Origin of the sequence: Metabacillus sp. 113a, from assembly GCF_050107635.1 — a bacterium.
GTDB lineage: Bacteria > Bacillota > Bacilli > Bacillales > Bacillaceae > Metabacillus_B.
The window spans coordinates 635688-652314 of the sequence record NZ_JBNILJ010000001.1; the positions used below are offsets into that span (position 1 = coordinate 635688).

General features: G+C 45.4%; 12 protein-coding genes. All 12 read right to left on the minus strand.

The features are described 5' to 3' along the window. Positions 1–192: 192 nt before the first annotated feature. The 12 genes from ACQCVE_RS03360 to ACQCVE_RS03415 all read right to left on the minus strand — a co-directional run bounded on the left by ACQCVE_RS03360 (position 193) and on the right by ACQCVE_RS03415 (position 16411). Complete coding sequence (locus ACQCVE_RS03360; protein WP_426861616.1) at positions 193–3318, minus strand: MMPL family transporter; 3126 nt, start codon at positions 3316–3318, stop codon at positions 193–195. After that, complete coding sequence (locus tag ACQCVE_RS03365; protein WP_426861618.1) at positions 3315–3773, minus strand: MarR family winged helix-turn-helix transcriptional regulator; 459 nt, start codon at positions 3771–3773, stop codon at positions 3315–3317. Before ACQCVE_RS03365 ends, ACQCVE_RS03360 begins: the two co-directional genes overlap by 4 nt. 116 nt (positions 3774–3889) lie before the next feature. Further along, a complete protein-coding gene (locus ACQCVE_RS03370) occupies positions 3890–5110 on the minus strand; it encodes an MFS transporter (RefSeq protein ID WP_426861620.1) in 1221 nt (406 codons plus the stop codon). 362 nt (positions 5111–5472) lie between these two features. Next, a complete protein-coding gene (locus tag ACQCVE_RS03375; RefSeq protein WP_426861622.1) occupies positions 5473–6432 on the minus strand; it encodes an ABC transporter permease in 960 nt (319 codons plus the stop codon). Further along, positions 6433–7488: an ABC transporter permease gene (locus ACQCVE_RS03380; RefSeq protein WP_426844385.1), complete on the minus strand. Its 1056-nt coding sequence runs from the start codon at positions 7486–7488 to the stop codon at positions 6433–6435. Then, positions 7485–9014, minus strand: a complete 1530-nt coding sequence (locus ACQCVE_RS03385; RefSeq protein ID WP_426844386.1) for an ABC transporter ATP-binding protein — start codon at positions 9012–9014, stop codon at positions 7485–7487. Before ACQCVE_RS03385 ends, ACQCVE_RS03380 begins: the two co-directional genes overlap by 4 nt. A 211-nt stretch (positions 9015–9225) precedes the next feature. Next, positions 9226–10281 (minus strand): BMP family lipoprotein, encoded by a 1056-nt coding sequence (locus ACQCVE_RS03390; RefSeq protein ID WP_426844387.1) that lies wholly within the window; start codon positions 10279–10281, stop codon positions 9226–9228. A gap of 92 nt (positions 10282–10373) precedes the next feature. Then, a complete protein-coding gene (locus ACQCVE_RS03395) occupies positions 10374–11099 on the minus strand; it encodes a GntR family transcriptional regulator (RefSeq protein WP_426844388.1) in 726 nt (241 codons plus the stop codon). A gap of 206 nt (positions 11100–11305) precedes the next feature. Continuing rightward, positions 11306–13657 (minus strand): DNA translocase FtsK, encoded by a 2352-nt coding sequence (locus ACQCVE_RS03400; protein ID WP_426844389.1) that lies wholly within the window; start codon positions 13655–13657, stop codon positions 11306–11308. Between the two features lie 143 nt (positions 13658–13800). Then, positions 13801–14025 (minus strand): YlzJ-like family protein, encoded by a 225-nt coding sequence (locus tag ACQCVE_RS03405; RefSeq protein ID WP_426844390.1) that lies wholly within the window; start codon positions 14023–14025, stop codon positions 13801–13803. Further along, entirely contained in the window at positions 14022–14795 is a 774-nt protein-coding gene (locus ACQCVE_RS03410) for a ClpP family protease (protein ID WP_426844391.1), read from the minus strand. The genes ACQCVE_RS03405 and ACQCVE_RS03410 overlap by 4 nt, the downstream gene beginning before the upstream one ends. A gap of 140 nt (positions 14796–14935) precedes the next feature. Next, entirely contained in the window at positions 14936–16411 is a 1476-nt protein-coding gene (locus ACQCVE_RS03415; RefSeq protein ID WP_426844392.1) for an SH3 domain-containing protein, read from the minus strand. Positions 16412–16627 lie beyond the last annotated feature (216 nt).

A 16627-nucleotide genomic window follows, 5' to 3' on the forward strand; every position in this document is an offset into this window, starting at 1 on the left:
CCTCAATCTAAGGATTATCCTTTGTAGTTTAGCCTTTTTTAAATTAAATGAGTCTAATTGTACCAGTAATTATACCAATTAGAGGAACATTTAGGAAATATGGAGATTGTATGCTTGAGAAAAAGCCGTTATGCAAGGAACTTATATAAAGACGCCCCTGAATGATCAGGGACGCCTGGATTTAGTAAAAGCTTAATGCTGTTCACGTTTCTTCATAAACGGCCACCAGTTTGCTTTGTCAAAGGTTTTAACCATGACCGGAACGAAAATCGGCAAAATAACAAACGCATAAAGAATGAGCCCTGTGAGAACGAGCGTTGCAATTTGAAGCAAAGACAGGACCCCGGATGGAAGCATGGCAGCGAAAGTACCTGCCAGAATAATGGCGGCTGAAATAATGACCGTTCCCATATTTCTCATCGCTGTAATCATCGCGGTTTTTACATCCAGTTCCTTATATTCATTAAAGCGGTCCATTAGGAAAATCGAATAATCAATGCCAAGGGCCATTAGAATAACAAAGCCGAAGAAAGGCACAGCCCAGTTAATGCCGTCATATCCGAGAAGATCCGTAAAAATCCATTCTGATATGGCACTGGAAGAATAGTACGTAATTAAAAGCGAGCCAACCAGATAAACCGGCATCACAAATGATTTAAGCAGCACAGCCAGAATGATTAGAATGGCTGTAATCATAAAGAGGACCGTTCGATTATAGTCCGCATCCGAAATTTCCTGCAAGTCTGCATACGTACTTGTAACGCCTGATACACCAACGGTAGCATTATCAAGCTCCGTTCCTTTGACTGCACGGTTTACAGCAGCTTCGAGGTCATCCATTTTTTCGAGCGCTTCATTCGAATATGGATTAACCTTCAGCACGACATCCATCGTTGTCAAGGTCTGGTCTTCAGACATATACTCATTGAACACCTGCTGAAAATCGTCATTTTTCAGAACTTCATCAGGCAGGTACCAGCCATCTGCGTCCGACCTGCTGAGCCCGTCCAGATAGGTCTCTGCTTCGTTAAGTCCGCCTGAAACCTGGTTCAGTCCATCGACGCTGTCATTCAATCCATCTGTCAGCTGTCCAAGCTGCTCCGAAAAAGGACTTAAACCCATCTTTAATTCAGATTGCCCTTCAGCTAATGAACCCGCTCCTTCCTGCAGCTTCGGCAGACCGCTGATCACCTGGCCTTGCCCTTCAGAGGCTGCATTAAGACCTTCAGATAATTGGCCCAGTCCTTCTGAAAGCTGTACAAGGCCATTTTGAAATTCCTGCTGTCCCTTGTTGATTTCCCCAAGGCCATCATTTGCTTTCTTGATTTGGGGGATGGCTCCAGAAAGTCCTCCCGAAAGCTGCTCTGTCGCCTTGCTTAACTCTCCCAGCCCTTTTTCAAGACCGAGCACGGTTCCATAGATGGTTTGATAATCCGGGTCATTTTGTATGTTCGGATAGGCAGGATTCGCACCAAGCCTGTTTAAAGGCTCTTTCAAATCTGAGATGGCTGTTTTGGATTCCTTAACGCCTTGATCTGCCGCTGCAAGTCCCTCGGATAAATCCCCAAGCTGGGCTGCTGCTTCCTGATATCCTTCTAGCACCTGCCCGCTGCCCTGAATCAGCTCATCCAAGCTTTCTTTTGCTGCATCAACCTGCTCTTTGATTTCCATGGAGCCGGCGGAGCCTTCACTTACACCTTCTCCAATCTTTTCAAGTGCCTTTTTGATTTCGCCTACGCCATCCTTCAGATCATTCGATCCCGTTATGAGCTGATCAATTCCGGAAGTCGCTTCCTCTAGCTGGGGCTCTGATCCGGATAGCTGTTCAGAGGCTTCGTTTAAGCCCTCCCCGATCTCTTTTAATCCTTCATTCCCCTGCTCGATGCCTTTACCCAGTTCCTCCGCCTGGCTTGAGACTGCCAGTTCTTCAAGCTCGTCACCGAGCGGCCTGGTTGCACTTCTCACCTTGTCAACGTCATCGATTTGATCGAGATCTTTGCTGATGTTTTCTATAACTGCAAGATTTTCTTTCGTGTTCAACGGCTGATCATCTTTAATGACAATCGTTGCCGGCAGGGATTCACCAGGGCCGAAGCTGTCTGAAATCAAATTGAAGGCTTTAACTGATTCATACTGATCTCCGATTTCATCCAAAGAATTAAACGACAGACTTCCATTGTACTGAATCAATGCAGGTGCAATGACTGCAGCGATAATGAGCAGAGCGAGGATTGGCCTCTTGAATGAGAATTTCCCTGCCCACTCCCAGGATTTGCTTTCTGCATGCTTGATATTCCCTTTTAAAGGCCAGAACAGGTTGTTCCCGAGCACCATCATAAAAAACGGAACGAGTGTGACGAGCGATGCGATCAAAAAGGCGATTCCAACCGCAACAGCCACAGCAGACTGATATAGCTTAAACTCAGCAAAGGCAATGGAAGCAAAGCCAGCGAATACGGCAAGGCCGCTGTATATCACGGTCCTGCCGGCTGTTTTAAAGGTTTTGATAATGGCTTCCGTTTTTTCTTCACCGTTCCCCAGCTCTTCTTTAAAACGGCTGAGAAGAAGGATGCAATAATCCGTACCGATTCCGAACATGACAGCTACCATAAAGATTTGAGTGAAGGTAGATAATGGAAAATTGAAGTATTCTACAAAATAAGCTACTGCTGCCTGACTTGTCACATAGGCTACCCCTACCGTAATAAGCGGAATCACCGGAGCGACAAGGGAGCGGAAAACGAGAACAAGTACGACGAGAATAAAAGCTACTGTAATATACTCTGTTTTCTTCAGCCCCTCCTGAGAGCTGTCAACTACATCCTTATCAATCAGGTCGCTTCCTGTCATATAGTGCTCTACCTTATAGGAGCTGATTTGCTTTTTGATTTCAGCAGCAGCATCGGCAGCAGACTTTTCACCTTCCGCCAGGGAAATGGCTGCCAGTATGGTTCTGCCGTCCTTTGAGACCATCTGATTTTCAAGCTCTTTATTTGTAAAATGGGTTGTTACGGTTTGAATCCCGAGGCTTTTGCGATTTTCCTCGAGGTCTTCAACTGCTTTTTTGATTTCATTTTTTTCTTCAGCGCTTAATTTTTTCTCATTATGAAACACAAGTGCCAGTGCTGCACCATCTCCTGATGAATGCTCATCCAGCAGCTCCCCTGCTACGGAGGAAGAATACCCGTCAGGGACGGTAATCTGCCCTTTTTCAGCTACCAAATCTCCCATGTTCGGTGAAGTGAGCATTAAGACAGCCGCGGCTGCAATCCATACAACAAGCAGGATCCACCTTAATTTAATAATCCCTCTCATCATCTTCCATTCCCCCGTTCTTTTTCTGCCATTGAGGCTGAAATCTTTTCAAAAACTCTTAAAAACGTGTCGATCTCATCCTCGGACAGTTCCGTTAAGTAACCGGCAACGTAATTCTGGATTTGCTTTTCTCCATTTTCATACACCTGCCGTCCCTTTTCTGTGCTTTGCAGGAAAACGTTCCGCCTGTCTTTCTCATCACGGATTCTTTCTATTAATCCTTTTTGCACAAGCCTCTCAATCATGGCTGAGATAGCGCTTTTGTTTACCCCGCAAATGTTTGCCAGCCATGTTGCCTGGCACTTGGGGTACATCGTGATATACCTTAAAATCTGGTACTGCTCAATTGTGATATCCTCCAGAACCTTCTCAGTAACGATAGCTGTTACTCTTTTGGCCGCAAAGAAATACACCTCTTCATACCTATGTATAAAGGCTTTGATTTTTTCATCCTGCAAATTAGTTCACCCCATTAACCATTCAATACATAAACTATTTAATACGCTTCCGTCACTTCTGTCAATAGGAAAAATAGGTCAAAAAAAACTCCTCTGCTGTATGAGGAGTTTTCATTTTATGTCGTTTTCAGTTTTGCCCGCTGATCCTTATCTTCAGGTTTTAAAAAGAGGAGACCGATTGCCAGTGCCAGAAGACTGAATCCTCCGGAAGTGTAATAAATCATGTGCTCTGATTGTGCCATGATCGCCGCATAAAGAGGCGGACCGGCTGCCACACCGATGAATCTCATGGAGCTGTAGAAGGACGTAATGGTTCCACGGTGTTCCTTTTCGATGCCCTCTGTAATTAAGGCATCCAGTGATGGCAGTGCCATTCCGATCCCGACACCGCTTATAACGAGGAAAGCAAATAAAAAACCGATTTCATGCTGAACTCTGAGTGCAATAAAAGAAACAGCGAGCAGTCCCATTCCAATCACAATTAAGAGTTTCATTAACGTTTTTTTGCTTCCGATCATTTTACCCGCAGCAAAGGAACTGACAGATAGCGCAAGCAGCGGAATGGCCAGAAGAAATCCTTTTGCAATGCCATCAATTCCATATTTTGTCTCAAGCGTGTCGGATAAATAAAACAGCACGCCAAACAATATAAGCATAATGATTCCGCCTATTGCGAAAATGGCGTACAGCCATCTTCCGCTATTTTTGAAGATATCTTTGACACATGAAATAAAGGCACGAAAGTCCTGAGCCTCTTCTTCTTTTTTCGGAACTTTCACTAAGAAGAAAACGAGAAGCACTCCGGCTAAGCTGAAAAACGGGATAAACCAGAAAGGCATAAACCATACGAAGCTGGCTAAAAAAGCCCCTATAATCGGACTTAACACTTTTCCCGCCGTGTTGGCCGTTTCAATCAGCCCGAGTCCCGAACTGATTTCCTCATCATCTTCAAAAAGGTCTCCGATAAGAGGAATGACGACTGGGGCTGCTCCGGCTGAACCGATGCCTTGAAGGATCCTTCCTGCAAGAATCCACATGAACGGATTTGCTGTATTGACTGAAGCCCATGCAGAAAGGGCTCCCCCCGCTCCGGCAATTAATAAACAGGGAACAATGACCGTCTTTCTCCCAATCCTGTCAGATAGATACCCGGCTATCGGGATAAGAAGAATCGCTACAACGGAATAGACTGTGATGATGAGTGAAACTTGAAAGGAACTGATACCGAGTTTCTCTTCAATTTCCGGAAGCACAGGGATCAGCATGGAGTTGCCTAACGTCATGATGAGCGGAACCGATGAAAGCGCAAGTAAATTTATTTTGTTGGAATTGGCCATATCCTTCACCCTGTATAATTATTCGATATAGACATTGTTCCGTTCCGGCACTGTTATTATTCATATAAGCCGGAATGCTGCTGAAAATCAGCCAGCTGCCGCATTTGCCTGAATAAGGAATAGATCGGCCATTACAGGAAAAATGCTTTACTATTTCTGGAGGATGGAGAACGGCTTCTAGTGGCCCTTATCCCTGAACGCTCATCTTATAGCTTGGATCGGGAAAAATTACAGACAAAAAGTGCCCGGAGCATGGCTCTGAGCACTTTTTCTTTTTCCCAGGACTCGGAGGGGATTGCTTTGTTCCTCTTATTTTCCGCCCGCTTTAGGGACAGAAGTCTGAATAATCAAGGAATGGAAGCTTACCTTTTCCCTTTTATATAAGGCGTTCCGAGTGCTTTAGGAGCATCGGCGCGTCCAATAAACCCTGCAAGGGCAAAAATCGTCAGAACATAAGGGGTGATGAGCAGGTAAACTGCAGGAATATCTTTAAGAAACGGAATAGAGCCGCCAACGATACTGATTCCCTGAGCAAGTCCGAAGAACAGGGCAGCACCCATCGCTCCCAGAGGATGCCACTTGCCGAATATCATCGCTGCAAGTGCCATAAATCCCTGTCCGCTGATGGTGGCATGGCTGAAATCTCTTGAAATAATCGTAGCATAAATGGAGCCGCCGATTCCTGCGAGTGCTCCTGACAAAACAACCCCGATGTACCTCATTTTTGTTACATTGATCCCCATCGTATCCGCTGCCATTGGATGCTCGCCAACCGCCCTCAATCTAAGGCCGAAAGGTGTTTTATATATGACATACCAGACCGCCACGGATAGCAGGATCGCTATATATGAGGTAATGTATCCATTGCTGAAAAACAGCGGTCCAACGACCGGGATCTGACTGAGGACGGGAATGTCGATAATATCAAAGCTGCGGTCAATCCGGTCGGTCTGCCCTTTATCATACATCAATTTCACAAGAAACAGCGTCAGTCCTAATGCCAAAAAGTTGATCGCGACGCCGCTTACGACCTGATCAGCCCTGAATGTTATCGTTGCTGCTGCATGAAGCATTGCAAAAACCGCACTGGCCGCCATAGCGGCGAGCAGGGAAAGCCACGGTGTAAGGGCGCCAAAGCTTTCAGCGAACGAAAGATTAAAAACGATCCCCGTGAATGCCCCAATAACCATTAGGCCTTCCAGACCAATGTTGACGACACCGGATTTTTCACTGAATACTCCGCCTAGCGCTGTAAGTATAAGGGGAGCGGCTACAAACAAAGCGGTAGGAATGATGATTTGAAGTGCCTGAAGCAAAGTCATTTATTTTTCCCCCTTTTTAAACCGAAGCAGCAGCCAGCGGATGAAATAGCTTGATGCCACAAAGAAAATAATCAGTGCAATAACAATCTCAACAAGCTCATTCGGCACTCCGGACTCAAGCGGCATGTTCAGCGCACCGACTTTTAATCCTCCAAAAAGAAATGCCGCAAAAATGACTCCAACCGCCGTATTTCCTCCAAGGAGTGCTACAGCAATTCCATCAAAGCCGATCCCTGTAAATCCGCTTTTCACAGAAACGTATTCAAAGGTTCCGAGTCCTTCCATAGCTCCTGCAAGCCCTGCAAAACCACCGGAAATCACCATGGATAGAATGATGTTTTTGTTCACACTCATACCGGCATAGCGTGCTGCATCCTGATTAAAGCCTACTGCCCGAAGCTCATATCCTTTGGTCGTTTTTTCCAGCAGGAACCACATGATGAATGCAGCCGCCAGGGCAATCAGAATGCCGTAATGCATCCGCGAGTAATTAGTAAGCGCTTCAAGATTCTCGGCTAAACGGAGGCTTGCGGAAGCCGGAACCTCCTCAGTTGTATCGCTGCCTTTTGTTAATACAGATTGAATGATGGCGTTTGTCACATATAAAGCAATATAGTTCATCATAATCGTAACGATTACTTCATGAACGCGGAAACGCGCTTTTAGCAGTCCAGGAATAAACCCCCATAAAGCTCCTGCCAATGCGGCTGCAATGACGGCCAGCGGGAGGTGAATGACCTTCGGCAAATCAAAGGCGAGCCCCACCCATACGGCTGCAAGCCATCCAACGATGACCTGGCCCTCCACACCGATATTGAATAAGCCGGTCTTAAAGGCAAATGCAACGGCAAGGCCAGTCAGGATATATGGGGTCATTAACCGGATGGTATCTCCGATGTTGTAAGGATCTCCAAATACACCATTCCATAGGGAAGCATACCCCAAAAGTGGATCATAGCCGCTAACAAGCATAACGATGGCTCCGACCAGCAATCCAAGGAGGACCGCAATAACTGGAATAAGCAGATTTATATACCGGCTGAGTTTGATATTCATGTTGCCGCACCTTCTTCCTTAATCTTGCTGCCGGCCATCAACAGCCCGAGCTCCTGCTCGGTTGTTTCTTTCGGATTCACAATCGCTACGATTTTCCCTTCATAAATGACGGCAATCCGGTCACTTACATTTAAAATTTCTTCTAATTCAAAGGATACAAGCAAAATGGCTTTTCCTTTATCCCGCTGCTCGATCAGACGTTTATGAATAAATTCAATCGCCCCGACATCCAGTCCTCTTGTAGGCTGAGCGGCGATCAGCAAATCCGGATCCCGATCCACCTCGCGGCCAATGATCGCTTTTTGCTGATTGCCTCCGGAAAGGGCTCTGGCAGGTGTAGAGGAACTCGGCGTACGGACATCAAACTCCTGAATCAATTGCTCCGCTTTATTATAAATTTCCTTGTATTGCAGAACTCCTGTTTTGGAATATGGCTTTTGATAATAGGTTTGAAGAACCATATTTTCCCCAATGGCAAAATCAAGAACGAGTCCGTGCTTATGCCTGTCCTGAGGGATATGTCCTACACCGGATTCAGCAATTTTTCTCGGATTTTGCCGGGCAATGTTCTTGCCGTTCAGCAGAATGGAACCGGAATCAATTTTTCTTAACCCGGTAAGGGCTTCAATCAGTTCGCTCTGGCCATTCCCGTCAACACCTGCTATCCCGACAATTTCACCCGCTTTTACCTCCAGAGACAGCGAATCTATTGCGGTAACCTGACGGGAGTCTTTCACAATAAGTTCTTTGACATGTAAAACCGTTTCCTTTGGAGATGCGGGGGTCTTTACTGTTGTAAACACGACTTCCCGGCCAACCATAAGGGACGCGAGTTCATTTGGGTTTGTATCTGTAACAGAAAGTGTTCCAATTCCTTGGCCTTTTCTTATAACGGTAACCTTATGGCACACTTCCATGATTTCTTTTAATTTATGGGTGATGAGAATAATGGATTTCCCTTCGCTAATAAGGGCTTTCATGATAGAAATCAGCTCTTTGATCTCCTGAGGTGTGAGCACTGCTGTTGGTTCGTCAAATATCAGGATTTCTGCTCCACGGTAAAGGGTTTTCAGGATCTCAACCCTCTGCTGCATTCCTACGGAGATGTCAGCAATTTTTGCTGCCGGATCTACAGCAAGTCCGTATCTCTCTGAAATTTCGCGGACATGCTTCTCAGCTTCCTTCATATTGGTTTTGCCCATTTTAGAAGGTTCATTTCCTAAGATAATATTTTCTGTTACCGTAAAATTGTTGACAAGCATGAAATGTTGGTGTACCATTCCTATTCCGAGCTCATTTGCGGTATTAGGATTTGTGATATTCACTTTCTTTCCCTTAACACGAATTTCGCCCTTTTCAGGCTGATACAATCCGAACAGAACGTTCATCAGAGTTGATTTACCTGCTCCATTCTCTCCCAATAAGGCATGGATCTCGCCTTTTTCAACTTGCAGAGTGATGTTGTCGTTTGCGACGATTCCAGGAAATTCTTTTCGGATTCCGAGCATTTCGATTACATAATCCATGTTGCTTCACTCCTTTTTCATAGGGGATGTATCCTATTGCGATTCACCGCCTTAAAATCTATTCAGCCATCTGTAGTAGACTTTAAGCCAAGGAATAGCATTTGGTTTGGCGGAACTCTGCCGGATGCAGATCTTGCCCATTATATAAGCCGGGGTGTTATAAAAAAGGCCAGAAGGAGATCCAGCCTTTTTCTATAAGTGTTCTTGCTGTTTATTTTGTTGGTGAAGTCGGAACTTCGATTTCGCCCTTGCTGATTTTTTCCTTATACTCTTCCGCTTGCTTCATCGCTTCTTCGGAGATATTGTCCCCTTTAGCTACACTGATGGCATCTTGGTCCAAACCGTAGCTGATCACTTCTCCGCCAGGGAATTCGTCGTTTTTGGCTTTATCCGCAAGATCTTTAACCGCAACATCTACACGCTTAACCATTGAAGTTAACGTAATGTTGAATTCTTTCCCGTCTTTGTCTGTTCCTTTGCCCTCTTCACTTTGGTCCTTATCAACACCAATTACATAAAGCTCCCGGGACGGATCTTTTTTCTTAAGGTCAATTGCTTCAGAAAAAACTCCGTTTCCTGTTGCACCGGCTGCATGGTAGATAATATCCGCTCCGGAACCGTACATGGAAGAAGCGATTGCTTTTCCTTTATCTGCTTTATCGAATGCTCCTGCATACTGTACATCCACTTCAGCCTCAGGGTTTACTGCTTTAACCCCCTCAACAAAACCGGCTTCAAACTTGCCGATCAGTTCGCCTTCCATGCCTCCGACAAAACCTACTTTATTTGTCTTCGTAGTCAAGCCTGCTACAACCCCAACGAGGAAGGACCCTTCATGTTCTTTAAACACGATGCTTGCAACATTGTCTTTTTCTACTACACTATCAACGATCGCAAATTTAGATTCCTTTTGCTGATCAGCAATTTCTTCAATAGCCGGCTGAAGCTTGTATCCAATCCCATAAATCAAGTCATACTTTTGTCTGACAAGGGTATTCAGGTTGGTTACATAGTCTCCGTCGTTTTTAGACTGAAGGTAATTGTAGCCTTTGTTCCCTTTTTGCATGTCATTTTCTTCCCCGAACGCCTTAATTCCTTCCCATGCGGATTGGTTGAACGATTTATCATCCACTCCCCCGACATCGGTAACCATAGCTACAGTGAAATCGCTTGCTTTTCCGCCTGTTTCAGCTGACTTGTTTCCGCATGCTCCAAGGATGGTACCGGCAGCCAGAACAGCTGATAGTGCTAAACCCCATTTTTTCATTTCTATTTCCCCCCGTAATGATTAGAATAGTATGAAACTATGAATACAATGTGCAGAGCTTGTCCTTCATCACCTCCTAAAAAAGAACTCTGCTAATATCTTTTTCTCACAACATGGAATGAGAACATATCCGCCCGGAAATAATTCAGGGAGTACAATGCCGGCCTGTCCTCCATATCAAAGTGCAGCTGCTTGAGCAAAAGCAGGGCCGTTTCAGGCTCGCAGTGTAACAGCGGTGAAATTTTCTCATGGTAGCCGATCGGCTCTATCGCTGTTATGGCATGCCCAATCACCCTGTTCGTCTCGGATTCAAGAAGATCAAAGAGAGATTCATTTCCAGCCATCCTATCTTTTGGCAGCAGTTCACCCGGGATTTTATCAAGGCAATAAACCACCGGCTCGCCATTTGCCGTCCGCACTCTTTCGATTTGAAATATTTCGTCATTTTCTGTTATGCCAAACCGTTCAGCGTCTTCCTCTGTCGACCCGGTCATCGCTGAAGACAGAAAAATGGTACCGGCGGTTCTTCCGCCTTGGCGAATCATGTCAGTCACACTGTTAAGCTGCTCAATTCCTGAACTGAACAGAGGAATCGTGTTAACAAATGTGCCGACGCCGTGACGTCTGATGATGACGTTTTCTTCTTCCAGTATCCGGAGTGCCTCCCTGAGTGTAGCCCTGCTCACACCTAGGCTTTTTGCCAGGTCGAACTCAGAAGGAAGCTTCTCTTTTTCTTTGTAGGAGCCTTTTTTTATATCTTCTTTGATTCGATCTATAACCTGCAGATACAGGTGCCGATTGTCTGATTTAATGCCCATTACAAGCCCCCGTTTTTTAAAGATCAGACATCTGATGTTTAACCTTTACTAATCGAACATAATATATCATGTTTTCATTAAGAAATAAATAAAAATTTTAATAATTTTGTCGAATTCCCGTAATACTATTTACTCAGCCTTAACATTTCTTATAATAATATTATGTAAACCTGTATACTAAGAAACAGAAGGGTTTCCCCTTCTGTTTACGAGCTCATTTCATCATATTGTGTCTTACTCATCAATACTTCACGCGGTTTGCTCCCCTCATAAGGTCCTACTACACCGCGTTCTTCCATTGCATCAATCAGTCTTGCGGCTCTTGTGTACCCCACACGGAACCTTCTTTGGATCATAGAAACGGATGCTGTCTGCATATCGATCACAAGCTGGACGGCTTCCTCATACAAATCATCATTTACTTCTCCTGCTGTTTCAGCCGTTTCAGAGGGAATCATATTCTCCTGATATTGGGCTTTCTGTTGAGAAATTACGAAATCCACGACCTCTTCCACTTCGTCATCGGACAAGAAGGCTCCCTGGACACGAACTGGTTTAGATGCTCCAGTAGGCAGAAACAGCATGTCCCCTCTTCCCAGAAGCTTTTCAGCTCCCCCCATGTCGAGGATGGTTCTGGAGTCTGTCATGGAGGATACACTAAAGGCGATCCTTGAAGGAATATTTGCCTTTATGACTCCTGTAATGACATCCACAGATGGGCGCTGCGTTGCAATGATCAAGTGAATCCCTGCAGCCCTTGCCATCTGCGACAGCCGGGTTATGGAGTCTTCCACATCAGAGGAGGCAACCATCATTAAGTCTGCAAGCTCATCTACAATGACAACGATATAAGGAAGCTCCGGCTGTTTTTCTCCATCCTCGGCGTTTACTCTTCTAATATTGTCATTATAGCCTTCAATATTTCTCGTACCAGTATGAGAAAATAGCTCATACCTTCTCTCCATCTCATTGACCACTTTTTTCAGCGCCTGAGAGGCTTTTTTCGGATCCGTCACAACCGGTGCCAGGAGATGGGGAATTCCATTGTAAACGTTTAGTTCGACCATTTTAGGATCGATCATCATCATCTTTACTTCATGTGGCTTCGCCCGCATCAGAATGCTCGTGATGATCCCGTTGATGCATACGCTTTTTCCGCTTCCTGTCGCGCCGGCTACGAGTAAATGAGGCATTTTGTTCATCTCGGCGAGAACTGCTTCACCAGAAATGTCACGTCCCAAGCCGATGAGAAGCTTTGCATCCGGGCGGTCCTTCCCATTATGTTCGATGACCTCCCGCAGTGAGACCATAGCCACCTCTGAATTCGGAACTTCAATGCCAATCGCAGATTTTCCGGGAATCGGTGCTTCGATCCGGATATCTTTAGCGGCTAACGCCAGGGCCAGATCGTCGCTAAGGTTAACAATCCGGCTTACTTTCACGCCCGTGTCCGGATAAACCTCATATTTCGTTACCGCCGGTCCAAGGTGTACTTGAGTCACTTTGGCCTTTACGCCAAAGCTTTGAAACGTGCGTTCAAGCTTTCTGGCATTTTCATAAATATTTTTCTTATCCGTCTGCTGGCCATTATGCTTTGGCTGATTAAGAAGGGAAACCGGCGGAAGCTTATAGTCTTTGTTCTCGACTTCCGTAAACCGGATCTGAATAGGAGGAGCAAGGTCAGGTTCATCCTCAGGAGCACTGTTTTTTTGAACAGCCTTTTCGGTTTCCGGCTCCTGCGGCGGCTGCACGGCCTCTACCCTGTCCGCAAAGCTTGAAATGATCGGCTCCGCATTTTCATGAAAGTCCTGATCCCCTTCATAAGGCTTCGTAGCTTCCATATCTTTTTGCTCATCGCGGGACCTTTGAGTCTTTCTTTGTCCTTGAGCAGATGAGCTCTTTCTTTTTTTCTTTTTAAAGGATCCCGGCAGCTGTTTCATATCATGTAAAAATGCTGAAAATTGTCTTTTGAAAAAGGAAAATACCGGTCCGAAAATCTTAAATAGCGTCTCCTGCAGAGATTTATCGGTAATAAGCAGGATGCCGGCTACAATCATCCCTGCTGCGATAAGCTTTGATCCAGCCGCAGCAAAGAGGAAATAAGAGGCTGCGAATAAAAGGGCTCCAATCATTCCTCCCCCCAGGTCCCGGGAAGCTGTTTCGCCTTTTATTTCCATCATATATAATTCCCATGTATTGCGAATCACACTGGAGGATCCTGCCTCACCTCTGGCAAGCACATTTTCAAACAGCCCAACATGAGTCAGCAGAAGAACGGCTGCTGTAATTAAATAGGCTCCGATCATCCTCCTTGAAGAATAAGGCGGCCTTTTTTTGTACCAGAACACGTAAATTCCAGCTGCTGCTAGCGCGAGCAGCGAGAGAATATACCACTCGCCAGCAAAAAAGCGGAAAAACTGAACGATACTTGAACCAGCTGCGCCAAGCTTTGCCATGGCAATAACCGCTGCAGCAGTCAAGCCCAATCCAATCAGCTCATATTTAAAAACCGGTTTGGAGGAAGCTTTTTTCTTTTGTCTTGTTTTCTTTTTTGCCATATGATCACCTGTCATCAATCATAAAATTCGCATGCCCCGGTCCCGCAAAAGCTGACCTCGCCTGCATAAATGAAGAAAGCAGCCATTGCAAAAGGCTGCTCGTTTCCACAGGTTAAGTATACCATAAATGTACGGGTTCCTGACTAAAATACCACAAGACTTGACTTGATTTTTTGACCGGGCATACACTCGGATTGCAAATAATGATTCGGGTTGCTGCTTAGGAGCCTTACGACTTCATATGAGGCATCCGCACAAGGGCGGACGATCATTTCCACTCCATTGACGATAGCCATTTTCTCTGCTGCCGGTTCCCTGTTATCGGTTGGAAAAATCAGCTCCTGAGGCATCATTGTATAGAGGATCATTGCAGGACCTGCTCCTGGTCATCGCTGTCTTTATTTTTCGCAATCAGCTCGTTAAGCTTTTTTATAGCAGCTCCCACTCCGCCAACATCATCAATCAGCCCGTACTCCACCGCATCGGTTCCAACTACGTTCGTTCCGATGTCTCTTGTGAGATTTCCTTTTGAGAACATCAGCTCTTTGAATTTTTCTTCTGTAATCCCCGAGTGCTTCGTCACAAAGTTTACAACCCGGTCCTGCATTTTATCCAAATACTCAAACGTCTGCGGTACCCCGATTACCAGTCCGGTGAGTCTTACCGGATGGATCGTCATGGTAGCAGTTTCGGCTATATAGGAATGGGTACAGGAGACGGCTATCGGAACACCGATTGAATGTCCGCCTCCGAGGACAATTGAAACGGTCGGCTTGGAGAGAGAACTTAGCATCTCTGCTATGGCAAGCCCAGCCTCAACGTCTCCGCCGACTGTATTCAAGATGACAAGCAGCCCCTCAATTTTAGGGTTTTGTTCAATGGCGACAATCTGCGGAATGACATGCTCATACTTGGTCGTTTTATTTTGGGGCGGAAGCTGAATATGCCCTTCAATCTGGCCGACAATGGTGAGACAATGAATATTTGTTTCGTGGGACATCTGGGGGATGTTGGTTTGTCCCAGCTGCTGAATTTTTTCTGCTAGAGATCCTTGCTTTTCGTCTTGTTTCTCATCCTGTTTTTCCTGTTCTCCGGATCCGCTTGAACTTTTCAGTTCCTCCTGCTCTTTGTATCCCATATCCATCTCCTGCCTTTCAGTCATATGCTATTATTATGCAAAAACGACAGGTTTTTCATACAGGGAGGAGAAGATTTGAAACGCTTAACACCTCGCATAGCAAAACTCCCTTCTCAGGAAAAAGAGAAGGGAGTTTCATGTTAATATTTTGACAGCTCAGCTTCAGGGGTCATAATGATAACAGGTTTCTTTTCCGGATTTACCCATTTCATTATTTTTTCCGTGTCCGCTCTTGAAGCTGCCACACAGCCGGCTGTATAGCCAGAACTTCCTGCTATATGAAAAAAGATGGCCGATCCTTTATAAGGAATTCTTTCTGGATTGTAGTTGATAACAAAGCCCCTGTCGTATTGAGGAATGTCCATTCTTTCTGCACTGGCCCATTTCCCCTTTGTTTTAGAAGACTGCCACGTATTATAAAACGTGCTCCGGCTGTCGTCTACCCATACAGAATCTGGAGCAATGCGTTTTTTAAGAAGATTTGTCTGAGGCATAGTCCCTCGGTAGAAAGCAAAACCAAGTGTATATTTCCCTGAAGGGGTCTTTCCATCCCCTTCCTGCTTAGCGCCCATTCCATTTTTTCCTACAACCCCGTTAATAGAATAGATCCGCTTCCATGCTCCGTTCCCTTTTTCGAAGACTTGGATGGATGCATTCCGTGAACCTGCTGTTTTATTTGTAACCAGGATAACCTGTTCAGAACTGCCGAGCCCGCTAAGCTTCTCTACATCCAGTCTGGCACGTGTGCCGGGAAGGACAGCAAAGCTGCTGCTTACATAGCCCGTCTTTCCTTTGTAGTTGATTTTGTACCAGCTGCTGTTAATTTTTGATACGACCGCCAGCATATACCCTTCATCCACAGAACCAAGCTTCTTACTGTTCCGGCTAGAGCTTGAACGGATGTTAACGTATGCAGAGGCTTGATAAATCTGTTCTGCTGAAATGGAGGTTACATAAGCACTGCTTACATATGCCGTCCTTCCTTTATAGGTGATTTTATACCAGCCGCTGCCCGCCTTGGATGCATTCGCCAGAACATATCCTGCATCAGCGGAACCGAGCTTTTGACTATTCCGGCTGGGGCTTGAGCGGATGTTGACGTATGCGGAGGTCTGATTAATCTTGCCGGATGAAATGGAGGTTACATAGGTACTGCTTACATATGCCGACTCTCCTTTGTAGCTGATTGAGTACCAGCCGCTGTCCTCCTTAGCTGCATCTGCCAGTACATACCCCGCATCGACGGAACCAAGCTTTTGGCTATCCCGTTTTGCTGCGGAACGGATATTGACAAATGAAGTGGTTATGTAAACATCTTTGCTGGACATGCTGGCTACATAAGCGCCGCTCACATATCCGGTCTGGTTACCAAACTTGATTTTATACCAGCCACTTTCTGTTTTGGATACCCCATTTAAAGCGGACCCTTTGCTGAGCACACCGATCTTAGAATAATGAGTTCCCGGGCCTGAACGGACATTCACATTCCCGGTAGTTTGGTAGTTTGTTTCTGCTTTAGCTTCAGAATCAAATAATGGGTTAAAAGGGATGCTCATTTCTAAAATAGATACGATCAAAATAAAAGATAGTAATAGTGCTGCTGATTTTTTCGCCAATATAATCCCCCCTGGTTATAAATTTATAATAAGCTTAATCTGAAAAATTTTCCAGCGTTCTCTGAATTTTCGTTTACAATCCTTTTTTATGCGGATGTGGGAGGTTACTCTGTTTACGGCCGGTTTTTTTCTTTGGAGGAATGGGTAGAGGGAGGTTTGTCCGGTTTTTCTGACAAACCTCACTTTGGCCGTCTTGTCTGACATCTTTGTCTGACA

What these genes read in the sequence shown, in the direction of transcription:
- ACQCVE_RS03360 (WP_426861616.1), bottom strand. Translation starts at nt 3,318, where the DNA reads ATGATGAGAGGGATTATTAAATTAAGGTGGATCCTGCTTGTTGTATGG.
- ACQCVE_RS03370 (WP_426861620.1), bottom strand. Translation starts at nt 5,110, where the DNA reads ATGGCCAATTCCAACAAAATAAATTTACTTGCGCTTTCATCGGTTCCG.
- ACQCVE_RS03375 (WP_426861622.1), bottom strand. Translation starts at nt 6,432, where the DNA reads ATGACTTTGCTTCAGGCACTTCAAATCATCATTCCTACCGCTTTGTTT.
- ACQCVE_RS03380 (WP_426844385.1), bottom strand. Translation starts at nt 7,488, where the DNA reads ATGAATATCAAACTCAGCCGGTATATAAATCTGCTTATTCCAGTTATT.
- ACQCVE_RS03385 (WP_426844386.1), bottom strand. Translation starts at nt 9,014, where the DNA reads ATGGATTATGTAATCGAAATGCTCGGAATCCGAAAAGAATTTCCTGGA.
- ACQCVE_RS03390 (WP_426844387.1), bottom strand. Translation starts at nt 10,281, where the DNA reads ATGAAAAAATGGGGTTTAGCACTATCAGCTGTTCTGGCTGCCGGTACC.
- ACQCVE_RS03395 (WP_426844388.1), bottom strand. Translation starts at nt 11,099, where the DNA reads ATGGGCATTAAATCAGACAATCGGCACCTGTATCTGCAGGTTATAGAT.
- ACQCVE_RS03400 (WP_426844389.1), bottom strand. Translation starts at nt 13,657, where the DNA reads ATGGCAAAAAAGAAAACAAGACAAAAGAAAAAAGCTTCCTCCAAACCG.
- ACQCVE_RS03405 (WP_426844390.1), bottom strand. Translation starts at nt 14,025, where the DNA reads ATGATCCTCTATACAATGATGCCTCAGGAGCTGATTTTTCCAACCGAT.
- ACQCVE_RS03410 (WP_426844391.1), bottom strand. Translation starts at nt 14,795, where the DNA reads ATGGGATACAAAGAGCAGGAGGAACTGAAAAGTTCAAGCGGATCCGGA.